This is a genomic window from Thalassomonas sp. RHCl1 (genome assembly GCF_947387555.1).
Lineage (GTDB): Bacteria > Pseudomonadota > Gammaproteobacteria > Enterobacterales > Alteromonadaceae > Thalassomonas.
This window is the reverse complement of the sequence record NZ_CANDNZ010000003.1, coordinates 471,328-496,307: the sequence shown is the minus strand read 5'-3', so window position 1 is coordinate 496,307 and position 24,980 is coordinate 471,328. Positions and strand designations below refer to the sequence as shown.

Sequence of the window (24,980 nt, the reverse complement as noted above, 5' to 3'; positions counted from 1 at the left end):
TGGATTATGAAAATTGCTTTAATAACCTATGACGCTCCACATCATAAAACTGAATTTGTAGCAAGAAAGCTAGCTAACTATAAAGAGCTAGATATTTCTTTTTATGCCTTACCATTTGTTCCCAGAAAGACACGAGAAGTATTGTTTAACCATAGGCCAAATCAATTTGAATCAAAAAGCTCCCTTGAGGTTGCTCAAGAGTTGGGGGAGAAATGGAACAAAGTACAAGACATTTCAAGCCTAGAAACGAAGTTTTTTGATTATTTTATAGTATTAGGTGCTGGTATTTTACCTATCGAGTTTATTAAGAAAACTGGCTATAGAGTTATTAATTGTCATCCGGGTCTAATTCCATTAGTTAGAGGTCTAGATTCATTTAAATGGGCAATCTATTCCATGTTGCCCATCGGAAATACTATTCACTTTATTGGAGATGAAGTGGATTTAGGTAAAATTATTGTTCAAGAAAAAACTCCTGTTTATATGCGTGATACTTTGGCAAGCTTTGCAGCAAGACACTATCACATGGAGTTAGAGCTTTTGTCACAATTCCACTTGTTTTTAGGACGAGAAAATAATCAATTAGTTGTGCAAGAAAAAAGTGACTTTGTGAGTAAAAGAATGCCAATTGAAATGGAAGCCTTATTAGAGGCAAAATTTAGAACATACAAAGACAAATATTCAATAGAAAATGATTTCTAAATAATACTCAAGGAGTAAGGGTGTTGAATTCCACTAATATGAGAGAGATAAATTTTGCTTATGTTGCAAAACAGAAAAATATTCTGGCTGAGAAGATCAAGAAACGAATAGAGAAGGTTTATGCTCACTGCAAGTTTATAATGGGTCCAGAAGTTGAAGAATTGGAAGCTAAACTAGGAGAGTATACAGGAGCTAATTATGTAATCTCATGCGGTAATGGAACGGATGCTTTGACTATTTCATTAAAAGCACTTGGTTGCACCGTTGGAGATGCCGTGTTTTGTCCCGCCTTTACGTTTTCTGCTTCTGCTGAGGCTATAGTTCAAACTGGCGCAACCCCCATTTTTGTTGATGTGTGTAGGGATACTTTTAATATTTGCCCAGATAGTCTAATAGAAACGTATAAAGTTATTGAAAAACAAAAGCTTAATCCGGTAGGTGTTTTAGTTGTAGATTTGTTTGGAATGCCCGCTAATTATGAAAAAATATCTAAATTATCTGAGCAATTAGGATTGTGGATATTAGGGGATTCAGCGCAGAGTTTTGGCTCACTATATAAAGGTAAAAGTACTAACTATTATACTAGCCTAACAACAACTTCCTTTTTTCCATCCAAACCTTTAGGCGCTTATGGTGACGGTGGAGCCATTTTTACAAATGATGAACATTTGGCTAGTTTATGTAGGAGTTTAAGGGCGCATGGCACTATTACTGTTAAATACCATAGTGAATTCGTAGGTTTTAATTCGCGACTTGATACTATCCAAGCAGCTATCTTATTGGAGAAATTAAGTGTATTCCCATATGAAAATATAAAAAGACAAAAAATAGCGATGGCCTATAATGCAAGATTATCAGCTGTAGTACAAGTTCCTGTGTTAGACGAAACCTGTATTAGCAGCTGGGGGCAATATACAATAAAAGTCGGGGATAGCTCGGTTAGAAAAAAGTTGCAAGGACATTTATTAAAATTGGGTATTCCATCTGTAGTTTATTATCCTAAATGTATTCATGAGCAAAAAGCATATTGTGACTTTCCAATAAGCCCATCAGGCCTAAAAAATTCAGTTCAACTATCTAAAGAGGTGTTGAGTTTACCTTGCCATTCATATCTAACAGACAAGGACGTTGCTTTTATTATTGAGGGTATTCTAAGTTTTTTTGATTATAGGTAGGACCCTGTCACAAATTCTGTGCAACTGCCCGTTGTTAAACATGGTCAGTGAGTCGCTCTTCAAATTCAATCATAAAACGACTCATTGCTGCCCGCCAGTCCCTAACCGGCATTGTCCATTTCTTCGAAGCATTTTTTATTGCAAGGTAGATAACCTTTTTGGCTGAGTCATCATTGGGGAACAGCTTTCGTTTTTTTATCGCTTTTCGGACCAACCTTGTGTTTAACGATACGATCATTAGTATGAAGCATGAGGGTTACCTCTTCAGTTTTGACTTTTCGATTTCGCCACCTTTAATTAAAATTGGTAACCCTCTCTTTTTCAAGGAAAGTTGTCAGATTTGGTCTGAACTAATCCATATTAGTGACCTAACCGTACAATCGGTCAGGTCGATTCTTGGTGCTTTTTTAGCTGTTTATTTTAATCCAACCTACTGATTTTAATCGCAATATCCCTGATTTGTACCGGTGTCTTACCTGGTTTCTGCTTTAGTGCTTCTGCCATTTGCTCAATATCCTGTGCGGATGCTTCTAAAATTGACAGCATCTCCTTTTTACTGTCAGTAGAGGCGATTGCCATTTGACAATATTGCAGTTTTTCAGCTTTCAGCGCGGTTAGTTCGGCATGGTTTGAACTAACAAAGGGGTTGATCTGATCCAACTCCAGATTTTTGATCTTTTGTGCGGCCAGTTCATTAAGCTGGCGGCTGGCAAAGTGTTTTATACTGAGCAAGTCATGCTCGCGCGCCAGTACCCGGCTTGATTCTTTGAGCTTTTGCATCGGTGTTGAATGTTCAACCAGTTGATCCAACGAGATACTTTCACTGATATGGCTATTCGCGCTATGCTTGATCTTGCCTTTACCAAACCAGGTGCCGTCTATGTCGACGAAATCTAAGTTGTCACAGGCACGGTAAAGGGCCATGATGCCGGCGTTATTGCCTTGCTCTCTAAATTGCTCCAGCTTTTTATTGAGGTTGTCGATTATGGCTTGCGGTGATCTGTCAACCAGACCCGGCTTTACCCGCGCTGCAGTGGTTCGGCCTTGACGCACGCTGATGTCGAACAAATCTCCCCAGGTCTCTTGTGCTTCTTGCTGTGCTTCACTGAAACGTTGCGGGTTGGCAAGATAATGCTCCATGGTATCCAGGGTATGGCTGCCAACGTCTCTTAGTTCATCTTTGACTGACACGCTGGTAACAGCCTCATAGCCTTGTTGCATGACATCAACCACTTTATTCGCGACAAACTGGCCGGTAACGCCACTTAAAGAACCGGCAATATTGCCCATCCAGGTCGGCAGCCTGCCGCCGCTTAAGTTGTTTAGGCCAACGGCAACATTACGTACCATGAGTGCTTTACTGGCGATGGATTTACTGGTGTCCAATACTTCTTCCAATGCCAGCTTGGTAATTTGTACCGGATCGCTGTCAACCACCTGTTGGCTGATGTCTGATATCGTGCTTGCGGTGGTATGGGTGATGGCTTGTACAAATTCCGGGCAGGCATCATCTATCCGTTGTCCGGTTGATTGTGCGTATTGCGCAAGCCCGTACCCTAAGGCATTGATATTTTGTCCTGTGTTGGTGGCAAGTTGGGCAAGCGCATCCATGTTTTGCTGGCCAACTAATCGGCTGATATCCAGGGTCAGCAGGGAGACCCCTAATTCAATGCCTTTGCCCACCACTGCCTGGGTGGTATTTTTGACCATGGTGCCCGCTAAGCCTTTAAATTGCGCGCTGATTTGCTGCGCTGACTCTTTTGAGGCCGTTAAAAAATATTGGATCGATTCCGGGCTGGAATCATAGGCATAATCACCGGCAATACTGAGGTATTCGCCAAATTTTTGCGCCATAAACTCGCTTGTCACGCCTGCTTTTTCAGCGTAATGGCGGAAGCTGTCCCAATCACCGGTATCGGCATAATCACCCATTTCATGTTTTAATGCACTTAACAAACGGTGGTTTTGCAGTTTGTTCAGGAATGGATCCCGTTGGCTAAAGGTATCCTCCATTTGACTGTGGATCTGCTGCTCAAGCTGTTTACGTTTTTCTGTGATGCCAGAAACTTCTTGTTCGGCTTTTTCTGTAAGCGTAACACTATAGCTGCTATTAGATTCACTCTTGCTGACTTTGATATACGGATTATCCTCACTCCCGGACAGTAATAACTTAAAAGCAAACTCAGCCTTAGGGTTGTCTTTAAGTTCATTTAATTTCGTTTGCACCAGCAGTGCCAACTCGGTCAGTGAATGACTGCGGGCGGATCCCGGGTTGGTTAATATTTCAAGTTCATCACCTGTTTCATTGAGTTTTGCGTTAACTATACCTTTGAGATGGGTGTCTATTTGGGCAAATTGCTCACGGGGGCTTAGATTTTGCTCCATATGGATGTTGACCAAAGACAAACCACTACTTAGCGTATTGAGTACTGTACTGGCCAGTTGATTTTGCCAATGTGGCTCACTTTGCTCCAATGTGCTCTGAGCATAATTATCAAGGAAACTCTGATTGGTCTGTGACATTTGAATAGATTCATCCAGGTCACCATTGTGCTCATTCTGGATACTTCTTAAATGCGGTAAGTAATGGTCAAAGCGCATACGACTCCAGCCTATTTTCAGCGCTTCTGATTGGGCAGCTTCAATTCGGGTGATGACTTTGCTGTCATCAATATGCTCCAACATTTGGTCCATATGTCTGGTGCCAAATGTGGAGACGAACTGACGTACTTCATTATTGACGGCAGAATTTAGCGATATTATGCCTGTGCCGGTCATTGAAATAGCACTGCTGGCAAGTCTGGACAGCGTTGGGTCTGAACTGCTTTTGTGTTGGCTTTGGGCTGCTTTGGAAAACTTAGCATGTAAATCAACAATGCGATCGAGTTGACGGCTTAGTTTATCTATTCTTTGTTGCTCATTGCCCTTTAGTTTGGCTTTGGGGTCCTTCATTACTTCCACTGCGGCATCGCGCATGGCTTGTAGCGTTTTTATATTGCCCTCGATTCGTGCCAATAATTTACCTGTTGATGAAGGAATGCTGGTGTTGCGCTGAATTTGAGACGATCTAGATACGCTTGATGATTCCGTGGAGTCAGGCAAGCGTATATGTTGGCCTTGAATTGGGTTGCTGTTGCTCGACTCTACTTCAGATACATCAATGCTGTCAGTAGCAAGTAAACTGGGTGATGGTAACGGGTAAGTTTGCATAATGATTCTCCTATACTGATAGCATTAAATCAGCTGATTGAAATGAAGCGGGTTCTTCTGTTGCAGCGCTAGATTCAAAAAGAAAATCATTGCTGTGAAGTAACTGGTGGATCTGCCTTGCGGCATCAATGTAATTGACCAGGGTATTGACTTTGTTTTCATTAGATAATTGTCCATTGTCAAAAAACAATTTAAATGAAATCCAGCCAGATTCAGCGTCAAATGCAAGACTGGTATTGAATGGCGCATGCTGAAAATTCCATGCGAGTGCTTGTTGGAAGGTGGTGGCATTCCCATCATATTCGATGATGGGAATAACACCAATTAAAGTTGAATCATCCAGATGTAAAAAAACATCAAACAAATCATCGTGATTAAAACAACTCGATCCTGAATCATCAAACTGTAATGTCGGATCGTACTCAGATAACCACTGAATGTTTTGTACTGCCACTGTAATTCTCCTTAAAGTTAAAAGTGCCTATTATTTGAGTGACAGAAATTGTTTAAAAGTTATACGCCTCTTTAATAATAAATTGGCTTTATGAGAGGTTTTTGGCTTTTAATTTATCTTATATATATGAAATTAATAGAATAAATAAGCACCTTGCTTTGTTTGAAAATTGTTCGTTTTATTTACGTCAGAAAGTCCAAAAAAGGAAAAGTGGCTCAGGAACAAGGTGAGCAGTTTGAATGAGAACGATGAGCAGCATCCATGCGAATATGCATTAACGGCGAATCAATAATATTGGTTATTGTATTAAATAAGAACGGCGCTTGATGAAGGTTTTTGTCGCGAGCGCCATCAGAGGTATGAGCAATAAGGGAAATACTTTCCGGCAAAGACAATTATGCTGCTAAAGAATAATTCTGTTCCTATATCGTCTAATAAACAGGAAAAATATCCAGACTAAAACTGAAACTAACGGACAAAAATCCGGTTTTATTTTAACCGTTTGTGGCCAGTCTTTTTATTTGATTTTGGACACTAATTGACGAACCTCTTCAACAGATAAGGGCCGTACCAGACGCGCCACTTCCTTACCATGATGCAACAAGATCAAAGTAGGCCAAAGCTTTACCTTGAATGCACGCCCCAAGGGTTTACCTTTGCCGTCATAGATTTTGATATGAGAGAATTCCGGGTATTCCGTCAGCACTTGCTGTACTGCAGGAGTTGCTGCTTGGCAGTGTTCGCACCAGGGGGCGCCAAATTCAAGAATAGTGTCGCCGACTAACTCACTTATTTGTTCAAAGCTAGGTGCGTCTTCTGCATAATCTGGATTAAAGCCCGGGTGATCGATTTTCATGTTATTTATTTCCGATAATAAGTGATTAAGATACTTACTGCAGAGTTGTTATATCTGCCTTTGCAGCTTGATTAGCTTTTTGTTGCACTTCGCGATAGACAATGCCAAGCAAAGATTGCTTGCCTATAAGTGTAAAGTGGTTACTCGAACTTTCATATTGCGCCTGGTCGATACAAATAAAAGAGGGCAGCAAGTCAGTTAACAGCTCTCCCTTGATTTTATAATTACATGATCGTCTGCTACTTGAATCAACTTTTTCAAACTTAGCAGAGATACTATAGCCTGAGCCGAAGAATATGGTATATACGGCGGGAAAACTGTAGACAAAAGACAACCAGCAAAAAATAAAAACAATCACCGGGATGGAGGCGAAGCCAAGTATCTTGTTGATGCGGCTCTGGTGCACAACCTGGTAATGTTTCATCAATTTCTCAATATTGAAGCACATTCTGGCGAGGGTGAACATTACTGGCAGTAACGCCACTATGCTGGCGCTAATAAAAGTTTCTTTAGTTGGGGCAAAATCAACCCAAATGGCGAAAGGGGCGCCTGCCATGGTGAGTATCATGCCATGAACCATCAATCGTCTTTTTAACGACGGATTTTCCTTTCCAAAGTAAAAAGTATTCCATGCCATGATATATACCTAGGCGCCTATACCGTATTTAGCCGTTTTTCTGCTGTAATAGTTTGTTATTTGGTACTTTGTTTGAATACATTATTATTTTTAAAATATTCATCCAGGTAATCTTCACTTGAGCCTTCATCTATAAGCAACTTTTTATCCCAGCCCTTACTTCTGGCGATTGCCGCGACTCTTCCCTGGCCGTTGAATAAAACATCGGGAACGGTAGAAGCAATGGGATCTTCATAGGCCTCTTGAGGAGAAATAATCTTCCAGCCCTGCAAGCGGATATACTCAATCAAATCATCGATAAATAAAGCTGCCAGATCATTTTCGTGAAGCAACAACACATGTTTTGGCGAGCGCTTTAGCGCTTTACGGCCGATGTTATCGTAAAAAACAATGGATTCCCAAAGGGTGGTAACATAAGCCTTCTTTAGTGCCTCGTAATCTATTTCTTTATCGTTTGCTAAAGCTCTTTGCAGTAAACTGTCCATATACCAATCGTAGTTATCGACAGTAACGTAACCGTTTTTATAATTCATGTCCTGCAGATGCTGGCGAATACGATCTCGTGTTTGTCTATCCTTGCCCTCGTGCAGATACGGGTATCTGTAAAGGGGAACAAGATTGTCAAAAGCTTGCAATTTATTATGGGCCAGTGTGATGTCGGCAAGGTAGGTTTCAAGATCTTTTTTATGTGCGGAAAAATGGCTATGGCTGTGATTGGCAAGGTGGAATCCGGCTTCAGTGTAGGCTTCAAGGCGTTTCTTTGATTTTTCCGTGATGTGATTTGTGGTTACAAAAAACAGCGCATCAGGTACCTTGGCTTTTTTAAGGTTTGCAATCAGCTTTTGTGTTCTCTCTTCCCCGGAGAATAATCTTGAATCAGCGCGTGGCGCGTCGTCAATGGTAATGGCTATTTCTTGAGCGTGTGCTGAAATAGCAGTGAAAAAGGTCATCAATAAAACTAAAAGCCGGTACATGCTGCCTATCTCCTACTGGCTGGTTAATATTTTAAAATATGCCGCAAGCATCGGAGACTTGCAGGTGTGTGTTTTTGCTTGTTCTTTGCGAAAAGCCGCGACAGTAAGCATTTTTGCGTACGCCGGGCATAGGGAACAACATATGAGGCGAAGTTCTCTGCTGGAAGAACAATGTCTATGTTAACTAATTGTTATTAGACGATAAATGTCAGTTAATGGCAAGGGCTTATCCGTAAGGAACGCCAGGAAATAAACTTCGGACTTACTATAGCCTTGTTATAGCTAATATATCAGCTTGTTTTTCTTTGATTAATTGACAGGTGTTAAAACCTGAACTATATATTTTCCCTCTGAAACTTTACTTCAGATCACCTTTCGAAGGCGGTATTTTCCTATTGGGAATAACGCATCGATTACTTTTTTTTAATATGTGTATAGATATAAATTTTTCATTTTAGCGGTTTGATTGCGTTCGGTTGGCAGTAGGAGGCTAGATTTTAGTTGGTATGAAATAAGCGTTGGCACGACATCCTGAATCTATTGATTTGAAAAATATATAATAATAAGGATGAATTCATGTACAAAGGAATATTGAAATATACCTCTATAATAATGGCACTGGCATCCAGCACAGTGTTTTCGGCAGAGCCTCCCACTTCACCCATGTCGTTAAGCAGCGGACACACACTGCAAGCCGCTCCCCAAGTGACCATGAGCGCTTTGGATAATGAAGTGCTTCGGGCCCGTGACGCGAAACGGGCAGCTTCGGCAAGTGAACCTGTGTTGCAGTTTGCTGAGCCGATAGCGGTTTCCATTAAAGCCGAATCTGATTGGACATCTCTACCGGCCATTAAGGGGCAGGCAGCATACTCCCTTTGGCGCACCAAGATCAGCTCTCCCGGCGCCTTGTCTTTAAACCTTGGCTTTAAAGAGTTTTATATGCCTGAAGGCGGGGCGCTGTTTGTTTATTCGGCAGACGGCGAGCAGATCATTCGCCCGTTTACCGCTAAGGATAATGAAGATCACGGACAACTGTGGACGCCGATGATTTCCGGCGATGCCGTGATCATTGAAGTGAATATCCCGTCCGATAAAGTGGAGTTTTTAAGGCTTGAACTCACTTCCGTCAATCACGGTTATATCGGCAAAGATATTTACAATGTCTTTCAGGAATCCCGGTTGTTATCCGGATCGTGTAACGTTGATGTCGTTTGCCCCGAGGGGGATGACTGGCGCCGGCAAATTCGCTCGGTTGCCGCCTACAGCACCGGTGGTTCGCTGTTTTGTACCGGCAGCGCACTCAATAATACCGCCAATGACGGTAAAGGTTATTTCCTGACTGCCGACCATTGCGGCATTTCTGCAAGCAATGCCGCATCTTTAGTGACCTACTGGAATTTTGAGAACAGTTATTGCCGCGAGCCCGGCAGCGGCGACAGCGGCGGCAACGGCGACGGTCAATTGAACCAGTTTAATACCGGCGCTATTTTCAGGGCGGGTAACAGTAGTTCCGACTTTACCCTGGTGGAATTGGATGACCCGTTTGATCAATCCCATAATGTTTACTTGTCCGGTTGGAATGCCAATGCGACCTTGAATACTTCGGCGGTGGGCATCCACCATCCCAATGTTGATGAGAAGCGTATCAGCTTTGAAAACGATAATGTGGTGCGCACCAACTACAGCAGCAGTACACCAAATGCCAACGGCACCCATGTTCAGGTTATCGACTGGGATTTGGGCACCACCGAACCCGGCTCTTCTGGTTCGCCTTTATTTGATCAAAACAAACGGGTAATTGGCCAGTTGCACGGCGGCAGTGCCGCCTGCGGTAATAACTCACCGGACTGGTATGGCGCTTTATCTGTAAGCTGGAACAATGGGGCCAGTAATTGGTTAGATGCCGCCAATACAGGCTCTTTGGCTATTGACGGCATGGAAGGTAGCGGCAGTGATCCCGGGGTACCCAATGCCAGCTTCAGCTTCAACTGTACTGACTTAAGCTGTAATTTCGATGGTTCGGGCTCAACCGACAGCGACGGCACCATTACCGGCTATGCCTGGAGCTTTGGCGATAACGGTAATGGTAACGGTACTAACCCAAGCCATACCTATGGCGCTTATGGCAGCTATACCGTAACGCTCACGGTTACCGACAATGACGGCCAGCAGGACTCCGTCAGCAAAACCGTTGCTTTGGCCGATCCGGACCAGGGTAAATTAACCAATGGTGTACCGGTTTCAGGACTGGCAGACTCAACCGGCAATGAACAGGAATTTCACCTTGCGGTACCGGCAGATGCTACCAATGTCAGCTTTAACATGTCGGGCGGCTCAGGCGATGCGGATTTGTATGTCAGGTTCGGCGCCAAGCCAACCGAAAATGACTATGACTGCCGTCCTTATGCCGGCGGCAATAATGAAGATTGCAGCTTTAGCGCACAACAGGGCACCTACTATGTCATGATCCGTGCCTATAGCAGTTATTCCGGTGTCTCTTTAGTGGGCAGCTATCAAACCGGAGGCAGTGGCGATAGCGGCAGTAATCTTGATATCAGTTTAAGCTCAAAGACTTGGTTTCGTCATACCATTGAAGTCCCCGCCGGGACGGCCAGATTGACGGTAGAAACCAGTGGCGGCTCAGGCGATGCTGATCTTTATCTAAGATCTGGCTCAGAGCCGGGCACGAGCTCATATGATTGCCGTTCGTGGACAAGTTCTAATACAGAGTCTTGTGTTATCAACAATCCAGCAGCAGGAACCTGGCATGTTGGTGTGCATGCCTACAGTGCGGTCTCGGGTGTCGATGAGCAGTGGAGTTATCAGTAAGTTACCTGGTCATCACTGAAGATGGCCTGGTAATAGCGTTAAACATTTAAGTTTGCCCCTTGTTTGAAATGGTGTTCAAGCAAGGGGTTTTGTTTGTATGAGCCTCGTCAGGTTCTCTTTGCCTAATATCTTTATTAGTGCATAGTTTCTAAAGACATAGCGCTTAAACATGGCCTGATGTACTTCACACATCCAGATAAACAGGCAAATTTGGCTATCCAAGCATTAATTACAATGAAAGCTCAATCTCATCGTTAGGGCATATTTACTAACGCCAATATTTAAAAACAACCATAAAATGCTGAACAATTCCTATTTACCCCTTGGTTGATTATGAATAATGGTGTTTTACTAACAGTGATTGTACCGCTGGCGATGTTTTTGATGATGCTGGGGTTAGGAACCACCCTCACTACCCAGGCGTTGACTACGGCACTGCGCAATAAAAAAGTGCTGGGGCTGGGGTTGCTGGCACAACTTGCCATCGTGCCGGTTTGTGCTGCGCTGGTGGTGCTAACGGTTGATATGCAGGCTGAGTTCAAGCTGGGGATTATGCTGCTTGCCTGTTGCCCCGGTGGCACAAGTTCTAACTTATTTTGTCACCTGGGTAAGGGGAACCTTGCCCTTTCTATTGCCCTGACCACATTTTCCAGCCTGGCGGTATTGCTTACCATGCCATTGATTCTGGAAATCAGCGCTCAGGCTATTTTCAGCACTGCGATGCCGCTTGATATACCGCAGCTGGAAATATTAAAAAGATTATTTTTTATGACCTTGTTGCCTGTCATGATAGGCATAGCGATCAGTCGTTATTTTCCTGTTTGGGGCGAGAAAATTGCTGAGAAAACCGGTCCGTTCGGTCTTGCTTTTTTGATCTTTTTAGCGGGTTTGATTGTTATTAAGGAATGGCAGAATCTACTTACCTATTTGCCTGTACTTGGGGCAACCATAATGGGCATGACCTTGTTTATTCTGGCTTGTGTGATGCTTATGCTGAAAATGCTCTCTCCCTCAATGAGAGACCGCTTTACCATTTATATTGAAGCCTGCATTCAAAGTTCTGCGCTGGCAATGTTTATTGCGCTGACGGTCATGGAAAACGGCAGTATGGTTGCAATTCCGGCGGGTATGTATTCGCTGACCATGTACCTGATCGGCTTTTCCCTGGTATTTTTCTATCGTCGAAACCAAAACTCCTTGATGGAAAAGGGGATTAACCGCAACAAGCAACAAGGAATATCCGAGCAATTGGCAACAAACACGGACAACTAAAAAATTATCCATAACATGGATAACAGGGGCTCATTACAGGTTTTACTGTTTACCTGAGTCCCTTCTCAAATATATCGCGCCCCCCAAAAAAACTTGTTGTTTATCTACCTGTGTCAGGCGAGTTCGCTCATCAGCCAGAAGGGCCATTTGCCCGCCAATGTATCCGGCAAGTTAGTTTTCGGGTATCTGATTTTTCCAAAGGTTGATTCCCGGCTGTTAAAATTCAATTCGGGATAAGGGCTGGCATGTTCAGGAGGAATACCATAGCTAACTTGTTACAATTTATAACATTTTATTTTTTTCCTTTATCTTAATGTTTATGTTGTTTTTGTAAATAAAATGTAAAATAAGTTTTGGTGTTGAGTAGCCTGGTTACTCTTTTTCCATATTATGGTCGAAAATTCAGGATTTGGAATACACCAAAGAACATGGTTATTAGTATTTTTCTTTATTATTTTTAAAAGGAACCCATATGAATCGATTATTTATGATGATTTTGATTTTCATCACTTTCCCAAGTTATGCATTGGTGTTAAATGAAGGCGATACCTGGCAGCAAGCTGACGGCCAGTTCAATTCACGTCTTAGTATTACCATGGAACCGGGCAGTACTATTTTGAAACGCACAGATGGCTTTAACTCCAGCTTCTACACCGGGGATTTTGTCTTTAACGGTGGTGAGGTCTACGGTGGTATTTTCCTGCGCTCCATTAAAGGGGTTTCCTTTTCCGGGACCGTTTTTCACGAAAAAGTCACTGTTATGTACCCGGGTGAAGCAATAACCGTTAATGGCGGCAGTTTTGCTGAATTTTACGTATCGCCTATTAATGATGGTTTGACTATCTCAAACGGAGAATTCAGTGAGCAGGCGCACCTTATCAATATCTACGATAATGTCACGATTGAAGGGGGAGTTTTTAATAAAGGCATCAGGCTTTCCCCGGCAAATTCTGCAGATAAGGTGGCTCATTTAAAACTAGTGGGCACCAACTGGAGCCTGAACGGTGAAGCTGTCAGTTTCGCAAACGGTGTTGCTGATATTTCCAACGGGTTGGAAAATGGCGCCCAGGAGCGCGGTTATGCTATTTTGCAAGGTACTTTGGCTGACGGTAATGATGCAGAGATTTGGATCGATTATTCTGAGGCCAGCAGCACAGTAACCTTACATGAAAGCACAAATATCATGGGGGCGATCAGCGGTCTTGACCCTATCACGGTAGAATGCAGCAATGTAACAACCGGGCAGGTGATCAGCTTTAATAGTTATGAAGGTGATAAATTCGACTGTAAAATTAATGGCCTGGATACCTCTTCGGGTGATGACGTTATGATCAAAATAACCGGCCAGTCTAAATAACGTTAGGTTTTCATACTTGATATAATGTACGGCATTTTTAATGGGTGTCGTACATATTAACAGGGAAGGGCTGACAGATAATCGGTTTGTGAAAGTTTCTGTCAGGCCTGTTTAATCCGCTAGCCTTATATTTAAAAAATATTTGCGCCTTTTAGCTATTCATCACTGGCTGCTCCACTGTCAGTAGCTAAACCTTATGTCATTCAGGCTTAAGTCCTTTTTCTACAGATAACATCGCTATGCGCTGCAAGTAGTTTGCATTGGTTTTATAAAATGTTACCCGCAGGCACCGGTACATTTTTTGGGTATGTGTACGTGAACAGTGCCAATTTCAGGCGTATCTCTTTTTAGAATATATGTGCTCTTATTTTCCCCGACTAAGGTGCCGGATAGCGGAATATTTAATGCTCTGCCAAAGATATCGCTTGGAATGATATCGAACTTTTTCCCCAGGTTCGGTGAAGAAGTCATTTCATCAGGAACCGATTGAGGAGTATGCTCTTTTGCGATTGTTAAAGCCGTTATCTCGTCAACCTTTTGGTCTGCGCTTTTAAGGTGAGAGGACATGAATTCAAACCATGAAATAAGATTCTTGTATGGCTGAATCACCTTAGAATTTGTCAGCATATTTTGATACCAAATCATAGTGAAAGCAGCAAAGTCTGGTGCGGACGGCGATGAATTTCTGCTCAGGTATGAAGCAGCACTCAAGCATTCATTGAGTTTGTGCAAATAACTTTGGGCAACAGGCAAACTTGCTTTTCGGTCTCTGAGTTTTTTCAGGCTTGGATCCGTTTTGAGCAGTTTTTTCCTATCACTAAAGAATGCTATAGCGTCTTTTAAAGGAAGGTTTTTGAAATAGCCCTTTAAAAAATCAAAAATGGTAAAAGAGCTTAGGATGGCATTGTTCCCGATAGTTTCAATGAATTGATAAAGCTCTTGAGTTTTACCGTCAAGGGTTTGAGGGTGTAGTTCCTGCATCCCACTTCTACTGGCAATTTCTGTCATTATTCCATAAGCGTCACAATAGATATCTGCGCCTATTTGCAGTACAGGTATTCGCCGACTATAGCCACCAGATAAAATTTCCAGGGTTGGCCTGGGGTAATTTTTAGTGGTAAAACAAGAATTCCAGTCAAGACCGGCATAATCAAGTAACAACCTCGCTCTCTCGGCGTAAGGAGAGCCTAAATTTCGATGCAGAATGATGTTTGATGTCACGGGAAACCTCTACTGGGCTAATGGTTCGAATATGCCGTTTTTATCCATTGCTCTTTTATAGGCAGGTCTTTGCCGCATTTGTGTTAAAAATCGTTGAGCATTAGGATATCTATCATCCATACCAACCCTGACGTTGGCGACCTCCATACAATAACCCATCACTATATCAGCGGCGGTAAAGCTATCCCCCGCGAACCATTTAGATTCAGCAAGCCTTGATTCAATCTGCGATAACATCTTACCTAGTCGCATATCCAGATAGTTTTCTTTAACTTTTTTGACAACCAAACGAATAATCGGGCGTATGATCGCAGGTGCTTTATTGACCATGCGTTTAAAAATTAGTGATTCTAATAAGAGGGGCATAAATGAAGCCTGAGCGGCATGGTACCAGTACAAATAATTTGTTCTGAGACTGGATTGACAATCCGGCCGTAAAGCTGTCTCATCAACTTTGTCCATGATGTAATCGAGGATTGCATTCGTTTCGGGTAAAACCAGGGCACCATCGGTAATACAGGGAGAAGTTCCCATTATATGCAATGCTTTATAGTTTTCAGGAGCAAGGGAGGTTGCTGAGTCGCGCTTATAGTGCTGAATTTGATAGTCATACTCTAACTCCTCTAAAAGCCAAAGCACTCTGATCGACTGTGAATTTTCTAAATGATGTAGTGTTAACATATTTGTTTGCTCAATAAGTTGTATTCCGCGATATTATATTCCATGGAATATAATATCAAGTGAATTAAATTTTTGTTCTGGTTAACCAGAACTCGGGAGGAGCAGTCACATCAAGGTTATTGCAGGCATATAGAGCAGAATGAGACGCAAGTGGCGTTTGAGCAATTTGCTACTGGTTTTATTAATGCTCACTTAACCGGTGAGCACATAGCAACTTACCGATGATTAATCTCTGAATGTATAAATGAGCCAGAGGTTATCAATCACTTTTTTGAACAAGGCCCAGATGATACCCGTAACAGCTTAATTGAGTTCTTTAAGAATAAACTATTAGTTGATCAACCTGAATCAAGTATTCAATTGTGGACAGCCATGCTCATTTCAATAAGAGATAACGCGTTATTAGGAAAAGAGAAGCCGTCTAAAAAAGAGATAAAGAATCATGTGAAAGAGTGCAATAGGTGGCTTTTGGCAAGCTTGTAGTTGCCGGGGGGATAAAGAACTCGTTGTTAGGCGTGTGCTGAAAGATGTCAGATTAAAATGACACCCGCACTTCTCTTTTGGCACTGATGAGGCTGCTAGATCTTATCGAATTAAGCTTGCGGTTATATCTTTTTTAATAAGTGAAGTAGTGCTTCCGAATCTTCCCGGGTCAAGGGAGAGGCCAGCGAAAGCAGTTCCTTATCAGCTTCCACATGGGCATTTTCACCGGCTTGAGTGATATGAATATGTACAATCCGCTGATCTTCACTGCTCCTGACTTTTTCAATAAAACCAGCTTCCATGAGTTTATTTAATGCGCGAGATACATTGGGGCTTTCATCTGTCATCACCGATTTTATCTGGTTTACGGTAAGACGTTTATCCTTGGTATGTGACAATGCGTGCAATATCTCGAGCTGAATTAAAGACAGGCCGGTGTTTTTGAGCTTGCGTGTCATTTCTGTTTTTATTTCTTGGCCTATACAAGCAATTAGCGCCATTACTTTTTTAGGAGTATCGATATCAGCGTTGATTATCGCTAGTTTATTTGCCATTGCTTCTGCCTTTATTTAAAACACTGGGCCTTATCATTGAATACCGGTTATATTATCAAAAATTTATCCGCCAATACTCAAATTTATATCGAAATGCTGGTATTTTTCGGGGCTGTCCTGCCCCGAGGCAATATCAGATCTTCGCTCCATATTTTTTAGCTGAGCATTTCACGCAAGTTCGCCGAGCTGGGCGCTTAACAAAAGACAGGTATTAAATCACCTGCTCTTGCTGTTTTTTATACATTTGCTTAACGTGTTGCTTGATTTGTGAATCGAAATTTTTATATAAGGCTTTGTATTTTGGCCCCAGTATAGCCTTGGCTTGTGACAAGATTTCATTTTGCTTTTTATCCTTGTTATAACCGTCTTTTACCAGCTTCCAGACACCGGCTAACAAGTCAGCATCCCGTTTAACCGACTTGACTGTGGTTGCACTGCCGTGTCCGGTTAAGACAACAGCGGGGGCCAGGTCTGCCACGGCATAAAGGGTATCAATCAGATTCGGGATATTGGCATGCGGCGTCATGATCGGCATCCAGTCAGAATTTAAGACATCACCGCCAAAGACGATTTTTTGCTCCGGCAGCCACATTAATACATCTCCAGGAGAATGGCCGTCATTGGAAAAGATAAATTCAACCTCCATTCCGCCCAGGTTGCGTTTTTCCCTTTGGGCCAATAGCGATATCGGATATGTCATATGGGTAGTGCCGGTTGCTCCTTTGGTCATGCGGGAAAATGCATCGATATCTTGCTGCCCATACTTCTTCATGGTCGTTGCCGCTTGGCTACTGGCGATGATCTCGGCGCCGCTATTGGTAAACGCGGCATTACCCAGCCAGTGATCGGCATGACTGTGAGAATTAACCACCCATAATACAGGTTTATCCGTGACTGACTTAATGGCCTTTTTAATTTCTTTACCAATGGCTTCGGAGGAGCCGGTGTCAAATACCAGCACGCCTTTGTCGGTAACCACAAAGTGACTATTGGAATTCCAGCCTTTGTTTTCAGGTGTCGGCAAGCCAAATGAGGGAGCAACTAAGCTATAAACATTTTTGGCAATGGGGGTCACCGAAAAATCAAAGGCGGCTCTGGTTGCCTGCGCGCTGTTGGCCAATAAGCCCGTCAAGGCGAGGGGGAGTAGAATTTGTTTAAAGATTTTCAACATAACTTCCTATATTTTTAACCGCTTAATTTTTGAATCATCAAGTTATGACGCATTGATGGGCTTGTTTTTTTTATAACAAAGCACTGGCTTTAAACGAATGTCTTTGAGATGAACCTGTGGTTTTTTACGTTGAAAAAACATGCTGGTGTTAGCGGTTCGATATCGGATTTAAGCCGAAGCTGCTTGTGTTATTGGTTGTTGCCTAAAACTCGCTATGGTCCTTGTCGGGAGTTTTGATTGCGGTGGTCAATAGCGGTGAGCCGGAAAGGCTTAACGTCTCTTTGGCAGCGCCCTGCCAAAGGGGACTATGGCCCGGGACAGGGTTTTAACTCTAATGCTGGTCAAGCGCGCCGGAGCCCTCAACCCTCGCGATTTCTGCCTTGGCTATGTCGGGTTTATTCTCACGAAGATATAAAAAGTTATAACGAAAAACAGATGTTATAAAGCATCGAAGGCACTTATCGGGTGCCTTTTTATTTTACCTGTTCATATAAAATAACCGGATGCATGAAAACCAAGGCAGTACACCTTGTTGAGCTGTACACTGGGCTAGTCGTCTGATGTTAGTGTTAACACCACTTTGCCGACAGTTTTTCCCGATCTTAGACATTCGAGCGCCTGGTGTGCCTGTGAAAAGGCAAAAGTGTGACCAACATAAGGGGCTGCTATATCAATACGGCCCATCTGTGACACTAGTTCAGCCATTAAACCGGTTTCCTGCCACAACCAGATCAAATTAAATGCCATCACGGATTTATTTTCGCTGATCATTTCCATCACATCGTACTTGGGTCGCTTCAGGTATTGCCAGGCGGCTTTAAGATAATTCGGGCGATTTTTGCCGGGAGTAAACTCGGCTGCGCCAAAGACCACCAGGCGTCCCATAGGCTTTAAGGCATTGAAACTGGCGTATTGTACTTCGCCGCCGATGGCATCCAGCACCAGATCTGGGGTGATGTTAAGTTGTATTAACTGGCCAGCAAAAGGCTGCTTGCGGACAAAACTTTGCTCAAAACCCAGGGATTTTAACAAAGCTGCTTTTTCTTCACTGGAGACAAACCCCACGGGGTGGGCACCTAATGCCTGGCAGATTTTCATTGCTTGCAAACCGACACCGCCAGCTGCGCTTTGCACCAGTACCTGCTGGCCTTTTTTAATATTGCCCAGTTCTGTCAGGGCATACCAGGCGGTTAAGGTTTGTACCAGGTAGGCGGCGCCCTGTTCGAAACTCCAGTTTTCAGGTAACAACTGCAGGTGTTCAGGTTTAGTATCGAGTTTGTCGACATAGCCCCCGAAACGCGTAACTCCCATGATGCGGTCGCCGACTTTAAAATCAGTGACTTTGTCGCCAAGTGCCGTGACAACCCCCGAATACTCCAAACCGGGAATAAAAGCACCTTTCGGGGTGGCGGAATAAAGGCCGGTTAAGGCGAAGATATCGGCGAAATTTAAGCCAACGGCTTTGACTTCTATCCGGACCGAATCCGGAGCCAGCTTAGCTAGCTCTTCTGTGCTCGGCTTTAAGCGCTTAATAGCTCCGGCGTGGCTGGTTTTCCATACATTTCTTGTTGTTACCATAAGAGGATTCTTATCATCTCAGTCGATTTACGTAAATAACGTTTGCCCATCGTTTATCTGCTTAAGCCTGAGGTTAACTTCCGGGTGTCTGTAAATTTGATTTCTGCATATTCAGTGCACATTTCTTTTTTATCATAGGGAAAAATCATAACGCCAATTATTTTATCTTTTTAGTAAAACGGTAATCATCATTGAAACCTGCCGTCCGGGCAGTCAAAAAAAAAAACCGCTGAACAAGCACTAAGGTTGAATATGCTTGCAAATAAAAACCATTAGGCATTACATGAATAAATTAGCATTCTCATCTATGGAAAGTCATTCTGACAATGATGTCAATGTAGAAGAACTCCAAGAAAAACAAACTGCTGCAAAAGTCATGGCGAAGCCCTTGATAAATGCTAAAAGAGAAGCCCGGGCGCAAGCCCTCTATGTTTTATTTAACCGCGATAAAGAATCAAGGTAATAAATACTGCCCCTGAATGCTGTTGAAGGTGGTTGATGATTAAGCAAACCAAGGCAAAGTAAGCAGGGGGATATTAATAATAACGCTATGTTTAACATTAAGATACGAAAGATTAACATGCTAAGGAGGGGCGTCACTTGATGCGGTTTTTTCCAGAAGATAAGCCATTGACTAAAAATAGCGGGTTTGTTTAAATCCGTTTTTTTCTTTCGATACAGCCCGATGAAACGTTTCTCTTTTGCCACCTTTATACTGTTAGCAAGTCTCTCTTCGTTTACTTTTGCTGAGCATAGCCAGGAAACTTTGCAGCAGGCGATCGCGAAAATTTCATTAAAAGACGATGATGCCGAGCAACAGGCACTTGCCTTGCTGTCTTCGGTGCAGCAACAGCAGCAACCGGCATTAACGGCGCAAGCTATGTTGTTTGTGATGCGGGCACAGCGGAAAAATAGAGATTTTGACGGTGTTAAAGCGAGCTATCAACAGCTGGCGTTGATTGCAGAAGAAAATCAGTTATATAAAGCCCATGCGCAGGGGTTACTGCTGCTAGCAAAAAGCGAGCGCATGGTAGATAAAAATGATGTGGCATTAAAAATCATTGAACAGCAGTTATTGCCGCTGGCAAAAGAGTATGTCCCTGAGTTGTTGGGGAATATATACACCGAAGCGGCCAATAATGTTGCGTTGATCCCCGATCTCGAAAAATTTGAACCTTATTTTCAATTGGCGATTGAGACCCTTAAAAAAGAAAAAAACTTCAAAAAATCAGCCCGGATGTTGGCGATTAAAGCCAGTCATCTTTCCTCGTACGGTAATATTAAAGCCGCCTTACCGGCATTGACGTCAGCGATTAAAGAGCAATTGTTGCTTGATGACAAGTCCGGGTTATTTTTATCTTACACCGCCCTTGGCACCCTCCATCATGAAATAGGGAACTATCAACAAGCACAGCAATATTTTAAAAAAGCTCAGGGTTTAGGTCATGAATCAGCAAGAAGCCTGGCTTCTTTAAACTATAAAATGGCCTTTAACTATTACCGGTTACAGCAATATGATGACGGCATAGCTTATATGGACAATGCGCTGGGCTATATGGCGAACCATTCGAGCAAAAAAGATTTAGCCACAGTGCATTTGGGAAAAGTCTTAATATTCATTGAACAGCAAAATTTTACTGCCAGCCTCAGCACCTTAAATAAAGTAAAAGCCCTGGTTAAAGATGTTGACTCTAAACGGATTCATGAAGATCTGCAGACTTCATTTGCCAACTATTACCTTGCCGTAGGAGATATTCCATCGGCGGTAAAAAGTATTCAGGCTTCACTCTCCTTCGAGACTAGCCATATCGCCATGAATATCGAAAAATATGAAACTGCCAGTGGTATTTACGAACAGGCGGGAGATTATGCTAAATCACTACTTTACCTGAAGAAGTTACGAGAATTCGAACGTGAAAAAGCGAAAGTTAAAGATGAACAAAGCGTGCAACAGCAGCAAAATGAAATAAATTTACTTAATGCCCAGAAAAACACCGCGCTGGTCAAGCAACAGCTATTGGAAAAGCAAAACCAGGTGCAATTGCAGCAAGCTGAGCAACAAAGGCTGTGGTTTTATGCCGGTATGAGCGCACTTTGTCTGTTTGCTTTGTTTAGTTTTTTCTATTTACGTCAAAGCCAGAAAAAGCATATTGCCCTGGAGCAGTCGAAGCTGGCTATGGCGCTGATGGAGCAAAAAAATCAGTTTATCGCCAATGTTGCCCATGATCTGAAAAACCCGATCACTGTGATCCAGATACATTTAGAAGCCCTGAAAGACGGCATGGTAAAAAACCCCGAACAGGCACATGATATTCTCAATCAGCGCCTGGCGGAGCTGACCACTAGTATTGAGGATTTACGCCAGGTATCGTTATTGGAAATGGGGGCTTTGAGCTTAAACCCTGAGGCGCTGTTGTTTAAGTCTTGGCTGCAACAGGAAATAAATGCCTACCGGCCGCTGGTGGAGTCCAAAGGGCTGTCTTTTAGAACCTCGATTAAGCTCGAAGGCACGGCAATCGTGATTGCCGATCCGGGTCGTTTATCGCAAGTGTTTGCCAATATTATTAAAAATTCGCTGCGTTATACGCATCAACCGGGAAAATTAACTATTATTGCCAGGCAGCACCAGCAAACGGTTGAATTGCTTATCAAAGACAGTGCCCCTGCGGTGGCAGAAAGTGAGTTGAGTGATTTGTTTAATCATAGTTATTGCAGTATAACGACACAAGCCATGTCAACGGAAAGCAGTGGTTTGGGGTTACATATATGTAAGCAAATAATCGAAGCTCACCAGGGGCAGATCGGTGCGTCACTTTCAAACTTGGGGGGCTTGTGTATTAACATAACAATGCCGCTGGCGGATGAATAAACATGAACGGACAAATGATATTAATTGTTGAAGATGATCTTGATATTGCAGATATTGTCGCCACTTATCTGCAGGCGGCGGGCTTTATCACCAAGCATTTGAGTGACGGCAACGAGGTTGTCGGCTGGGTGAAAAGTAATACGCCGACGCTGATCATTCTCGATATTCACCTGCCGGGGAAAGACGGCCTGGAAATTTGTCGGGAGGTGAGGGCATTTTCCGAAGTGCCGATTATTATGGCCACCGCCAAAATAGAAGAAGTTGACCGCCTCATCGGCCTGGAAATAGGGGCGGATGATTATGTCTGCAAGCCCTATAGCGTTAAAGAAGTGGTTGCCCGGGTAAAAGCCAATTTACGCCGCTTTGGCAAGCTCGCTAATGCGGCGGGAAAGTTAATCCTGGACAGCGACAGTTTTTGTCTGAACTACCAGGGGCAGGCGGTAGAATTGACGGCGATAGAATTTGCCTTGTTCCATTTGCTTTACGCCAACCCAAGCCGAATTTATTCCCGTGGGCAAATTATCGATCTGGTTTATCAGGATTACCGCGATGTTTCTGACCGGACCGTGGACAGCCATATCCGAAATTTACGTAAGAAATTAAGCCAATTGCCGCTAGAGCATGATTTTATTCGCTCCATTTATGGTGCCGGCTACAAGTTCGAAGCCATATAATTGGTCATTTTATGCTTTATTTTTCGGTCAACTAACTGAAATAGTTCCCTTTCTGCATATTCACTGCATATTTTAATTGTATCTTTTGTTTGCCCCCCTAAGACCAACTGGCGTTATGCCAGTTGGTGCCGTGCCTATTGGCTTTATTGCCATTGGCCCCATAGTTTCAATACAAAAATTAGCGAGTATTTTGTATTAAGTGCGTCAACACGCATCAGGGTGCTTAACAAGCTTGTTGAGTGCCATACATTTAAGGAAAGCAACCAATGAATATACACTTAACAGTCAAGCAAAGTTCTATTCATATACTTATTCGTCTATTTCTCCCGTTGCTGTTGCTTATGTCAGCAGCGGGGCAGGCTGGTGAGACCAGCCCGCAACAATTGATCGTCAACACCCATTCGGCAAGTGAAATACACTTGTCCTGGCAAGCTCCGCAAGATAGCAGCGACGTGAAGAGCTACCGGATTTATCGCGACGGTAAAAAGGTTGGCTCGACCAAAGAAACCACTTTTCTCGATAGCGGGCTGAGTGCTGATAGCCGCTACAGCTACCATGTTATCACCTTGGGCAGTAGCAAAAGCAGAAGTGAACCGAGCAATACCGATACCGCCAAAACCCTGGTCAGTGATGACAACGATGGCATGCAAAACGGCGCAGGTTTCAGTCTGGGCGGTATGAGGCTAACCGATGCCTGTGAAGGTTACACTGACCGCGATCGACCGGCGCTGGCGGACATTCCGACAGAAAAGCTCGATGAATGCCTGGCCACGGCAATTGAACATTACCAGCTTAAACCTGGGCTTGAGAATATCAGAGCCTATGTTGCCCGCTTAAGACGCCAGGAAGATCCCGCGCTGATCGAGCTGGGCATGCGCCTTTTTCACAGTAAAACTTTAAGCCAGAACGATGATACCTCCTGCTCTTCCTGTCATCATCCTGCCCTGGGCTGCGGCAGCGACGGCCTGTCACTGCCGATTGGGGTCAGTGCCGATAATCCTGAGCTGCTTGGACTTGGCCGCAGCGACGGTAATGTTGTGCCCGAAGTTGGCCGTAACTCGCCGCAAATCTGTAATTCGGCGTTATGGGTTGAGAGCATGTTCTGGGATCAGCGCATCAAGATCGACAAATCCAACGCTCCCGAGCTGGTCGGTGTGTCAACTCCTGACAGAATTGTCACACCGGAAAGCGATGTTAGCGACATGGTTAATAACGAGGTTGATAATACCGATCCGTTAAGGCTGTTGATCGCCCAGGCGCACTTCCCGGTGACTGCCCCGGCAGAAATGGGCGACAGCAGTGACTTTGAATCGCCCCAGAGCTACCGCGAGTACATAGCCACTAAGTTAGAGCCGAACTGGAAAGATGAATTCAACCAGGCCTTTGGCAGTGAAGATATCAACTTTACCCGTGTCGCCCGGGCGCTGGCGGCCTATGAAGCATCCTTCCTCTTTATCGACAACCCTTTCTTCGACTACCTTGACGGTGATCTCGACAGCCTGAACGAAGATGAAAAGCGCGGTGCGCTGTTTTTCTATGCCGGTGCCGGTTGTGCCAACTGTCATGATGGGGTGTTTTTCAGCCCGGAAAGAACCCGCGGGCCTTTCTATCCGCAAATCGGCATCAATGCTGTGGCCGACGGCAACAGAGATGGACTTCAGTTCCGTATGCCGAGCCTGCTAAATATCGGTATCACAGGGCCTTACGGGGATAAAGGCGTGTTTTCCACCCTGGAAGATGTGGTTGAACATTATAATGATGCCACCGGCTCGTTGACCGCATTTTATGGAGACAAGGAAACCTGTCAGCTGCCCCAGTTTGCCCATTTAACCGAGCAGGAATGCGATACGGTTGTCGGCGGCGGCGGTGAATATCTGCTGGCGGCCAATGCCGAATCCGTGGCCCGTTCCGGCCGTGGACCGGATGCGCTGATCCGGGGCTTTACCCAGGAAGAGGTGAGCCAACTGGCGGCATTTCTTCGCACCCTGACCGATAAGAGTGCGCTGCCGGGCAGCAATGAGATCAATGTTTTGATCCCGCCAAGAGACGGCGGCCCGGACGGCAATCAACTTGATGCGGTAGATAAGGACGGTAACGTCTTATAGAACACTCGAATCAGGACAGCTTGCCGGCTTTTTCCTGGTGTGATTTAAAGAGGCTTCAACACAAGGGGTTGAAGCCTCTTGTGATCTTTAAGCTGTAAGTGCTTGAATTTTGACGTTTAAGCTGGAATGCTTTTTGCCTTATGGTATTTGCTCTATGTAGTGAAAGTTACTAATAATT

Annotated in this window: 19 protein-coding genes and 1 pseudogene; 9 read left to right on the top strand and 11 right to left on the bottom strand. The window is 43.8% G+C overall.

Features of this window, described 5'->3' with window-relative positions; translation table 11 throughout:
* The first annotated feature begins 6 nt into the window (after positions 1 to 6).
* The gene (locus QL234_RS12525; RefSeq protein WP_281558177.1) at positions 7 to 702 is read left to right on the top strand and encodes a formyltransferase family protein; all 696 of its coding nucleotides are present in this window, start codon (positions 7 to 9) and stop codon (positions 700 to 702) included.
* 20 nt (positions 703 to 722) lie between these two features.
* Positions 723 to 1,877: a DegT/DnrJ/EryC1/StrS family aminotransferase gene (locus QL234_RS12520; protein ID WP_281558176.1), complete on the top strand. Its 1,155-nt coding sequence runs from the start codon at positions 723 to 725 to the stop codon at positions 1,875 to 1,877.
* Between the two features lie 34 nt (positions 1,878 to 1,911).
* Here QL234_RS12520 and QL234_RS12515 read toward each other — a convergent pair.
* The 6 genes and pseudogenes from QL234_RS12515 to QL234_RS12490 all read right to left on the bottom strand — a co-directional run.
* Positions 1,912 to 2,106, bottom strand: a pseudogene (locus QL234_RS12515) (IS256 family transposase); the annotation flags it as partial.
* 191 nt (positions 2,107 to 2,297) lie between these two features.
* Positions 2,298 to 5,087: a hypothetical protein gene (locus tag QL234_RS12510; protein WP_281558175.1), complete on the bottom strand. Its 2,790-nt coding sequence runs from the start codon at positions 5,085 to 5,087 to the stop codon at positions 2,298 to 2,300.
* 10 nt (positions 5,088 to 5,097) lie between these two features.
* Entirely contained in the window at positions 5,098 to 5,541 is a 444-nt protein-coding gene (locus QL234_RS12505; protein WP_281558174.1) for a hypothetical protein, read from the bottom strand.
* A gap of 517 nt (positions 5,542 to 6,058) precedes the next feature.
* Complete coding sequence (locus QL234_RS12500; protein ID WP_281558173.1) at positions 6,059 to 6,397, bottom strand: thioredoxin family protein; 339 nt, start codon at positions 6,395 to 6,397, stop codon at positions 6,059 to 6,061.
* A 34-nt stretch (positions 6,398 to 6,431) separates the two neighbouring features.
* On the bottom strand, positions 6,432 to 7,034 hold the full coding sequence (locus tag QL234_RS12495) for a hypothetical protein (RefSeq protein WP_281558172.1): 603 nt from the start codon (positions 7,032 to 7,034) through the stop codon (positions 6,432 to 6,434).
* Positions 7,035 to 7,090: 56 nt separating this feature from the next.
* Positions 7,091 to 8,008 carry a polysaccharide deacetylase family protein gene (locus tag QL234_RS12490; RefSeq protein ID WP_281558171.1) on the bottom strand — a complete coding sequence of 306 codons (918 nt, stop codon included), beginning with the start codon at positions 8,006 to 8,008 and terminating at the stop codon, positions 7,091 to 7,093.
* A gap of 576 nt (positions 8,009 to 8,584) precedes the next feature.
* Here QL234_RS12490 and QL234_RS12485 point away from each other — a divergent pair.
* From QL234_RS12485 to QL234_RS12475, 3 genes are all read left to right on the top strand, one after another.
* Complete coding sequence (locus tag QL234_RS12485; protein ID WP_281558170.1) at positions 8,585 to 10,837, top strand: pre-peptidase C-terminal domain-containing protein; 2,253 nt, start codon at positions 8,585 to 8,587, stop codon at positions 10,835 to 10,837.
* 333 nt (positions 10,838 to 11,170) lie between these two features.
* On the top strand, positions 11,171 to 12,109 hold the full coding sequence (locus QL234_RS12480) for a hypothetical protein (protein WP_281558169.1): 939 nt from the start codon (positions 11,171 to 11,173) through the stop codon (positions 12,107 to 12,109).
* A 472-nt stretch (positions 12,110 to 12,581) separates the two neighbouring features.
* On the top strand, positions 12,582 to 13,466 hold the full coding sequence (locus QL234_RS12475) for a hypothetical protein (protein WP_281558168.1): 885 nt from the start codon (positions 12,582 to 12,584) through the stop codon (positions 13,464 to 13,466).
* A 276-nt stretch (positions 13,467 to 13,742) separates the two neighbouring features.
* Here the strand turns inward: QL234_RS12475 and QL234_RS12470 are convergent, their stop codons facing one another.
* The 5 genes from QL234_RS12470 to QL234_RS12450 form a co-directional block, all read right to left on the bottom strand.
* The gene (locus QL234_RS12470; protein WP_281558167.1) at positions 13,743 to 14,687 is read right to left on the bottom strand and encodes a glutathione S-transferase N-terminal domain-containing protein; all 945 of its coding nucleotides are present in this window, start codon (positions 14,685 to 14,687) and stop codon (positions 13,743 to 13,745) included.
* 9 nt (positions 14,688 to 14,696) lie between these two features.
* On the bottom strand, positions 14,697 to 15,368 hold the full coding sequence (locus QL234_RS12465; RefSeq protein ID WP_281558166.1) for a glutathione S-transferase: 672 nt from the start codon (positions 15,366 to 15,368) through the stop codon (positions 14,697 to 14,699).
* Positions 15,369 to 15,973: 605 nt separating this feature from the next.
* Positions 15,974 to 16,405, bottom strand: coding sequence for a MarR family transcriptional regulator (locus QL234_RS12460; RefSeq protein ID WP_281558165.1), 432 nt, complete (start codon positions 16,403 to 16,405; stop codon positions 15,974 to 15,976).
* Positions 16,406 to 16,616: 211 nt separating this feature from the next.
* Positions 16,617 to 17,576: an MBL fold metallo-hydrolase gene (locus tag QL234_RS12455; RefSeq protein WP_281558164.1), complete on the bottom strand. Its 960-nt coding sequence runs from the start codon at positions 17,574 to 17,576 to the stop codon at positions 16,617 to 16,619.
* 549 nt (positions 17,577 to 18,125) lie between these two features.
* Positions 18,126 to 19,154, bottom strand: a complete 1,029-nt coding sequence (locus tag QL234_RS12450) for a zinc-binding dehydrogenase (protein WP_281558163.1) — start codon at positions 19,152 to 19,154, stop codon at positions 18,126 to 18,128.
* Between the two features lie 283 nt (positions 19,155 to 19,437).
* Here QL234_RS12450 and QL234_RS12445 point away from each other — a divergent pair, with 283 nt between their 5' ends.
* The 4 genes from QL234_RS12445 to QL234_RS12430 all read left to right on the top strand — a co-directional run bounded on the left by QL234_RS12445 (position 19,438) and on the right by QL234_RS12430 (position 24,802).
* The gene (locus QL234_RS12445) at positions 19,438 to 19,617 is read left to right on the top strand and encodes a hypothetical protein (RefSeq protein ID WP_281558162.1); all 180 of its coding nucleotides are present in this window, start codon (positions 19,438 to 19,440) and stop codon (positions 19,615 to 19,617) included.
* Between the two features lie 222 nt (positions 19,618 to 19,839).
* A complete protein-coding gene (locus tag QL234_RS12440; RefSeq protein WP_281558161.1) occupies positions 19,840 to 22,023 on the top strand; it encodes an ATP-binding protein in 2,184 nt (727 codons plus the stop codon).
* A gap of 2 nt (positions 22,024 to 22,025) precedes the next feature.
* Positions 22,026 to 22,697, top strand: coding sequence for a response regulator (locus QL234_RS12435; protein WP_281558160.1), 672 nt, complete (start codon positions 22,026 to 22,028; stop codon positions 22,695 to 22,697).
* A 266-nt stretch (positions 22,698 to 22,963) separates the two neighbouring features.
* Positions 22,964 to 24,802, top strand: a complete 1,839-nt coding sequence (locus QL234_RS12430; RefSeq protein ID WP_281558159.1) for a cytochrome c peroxidase — start codon at positions 22,964 to 22,966, stop codon at positions 24,800 to 24,802.
* Positions 24,803 to 24,980 lie beyond the last annotated feature (178 nt).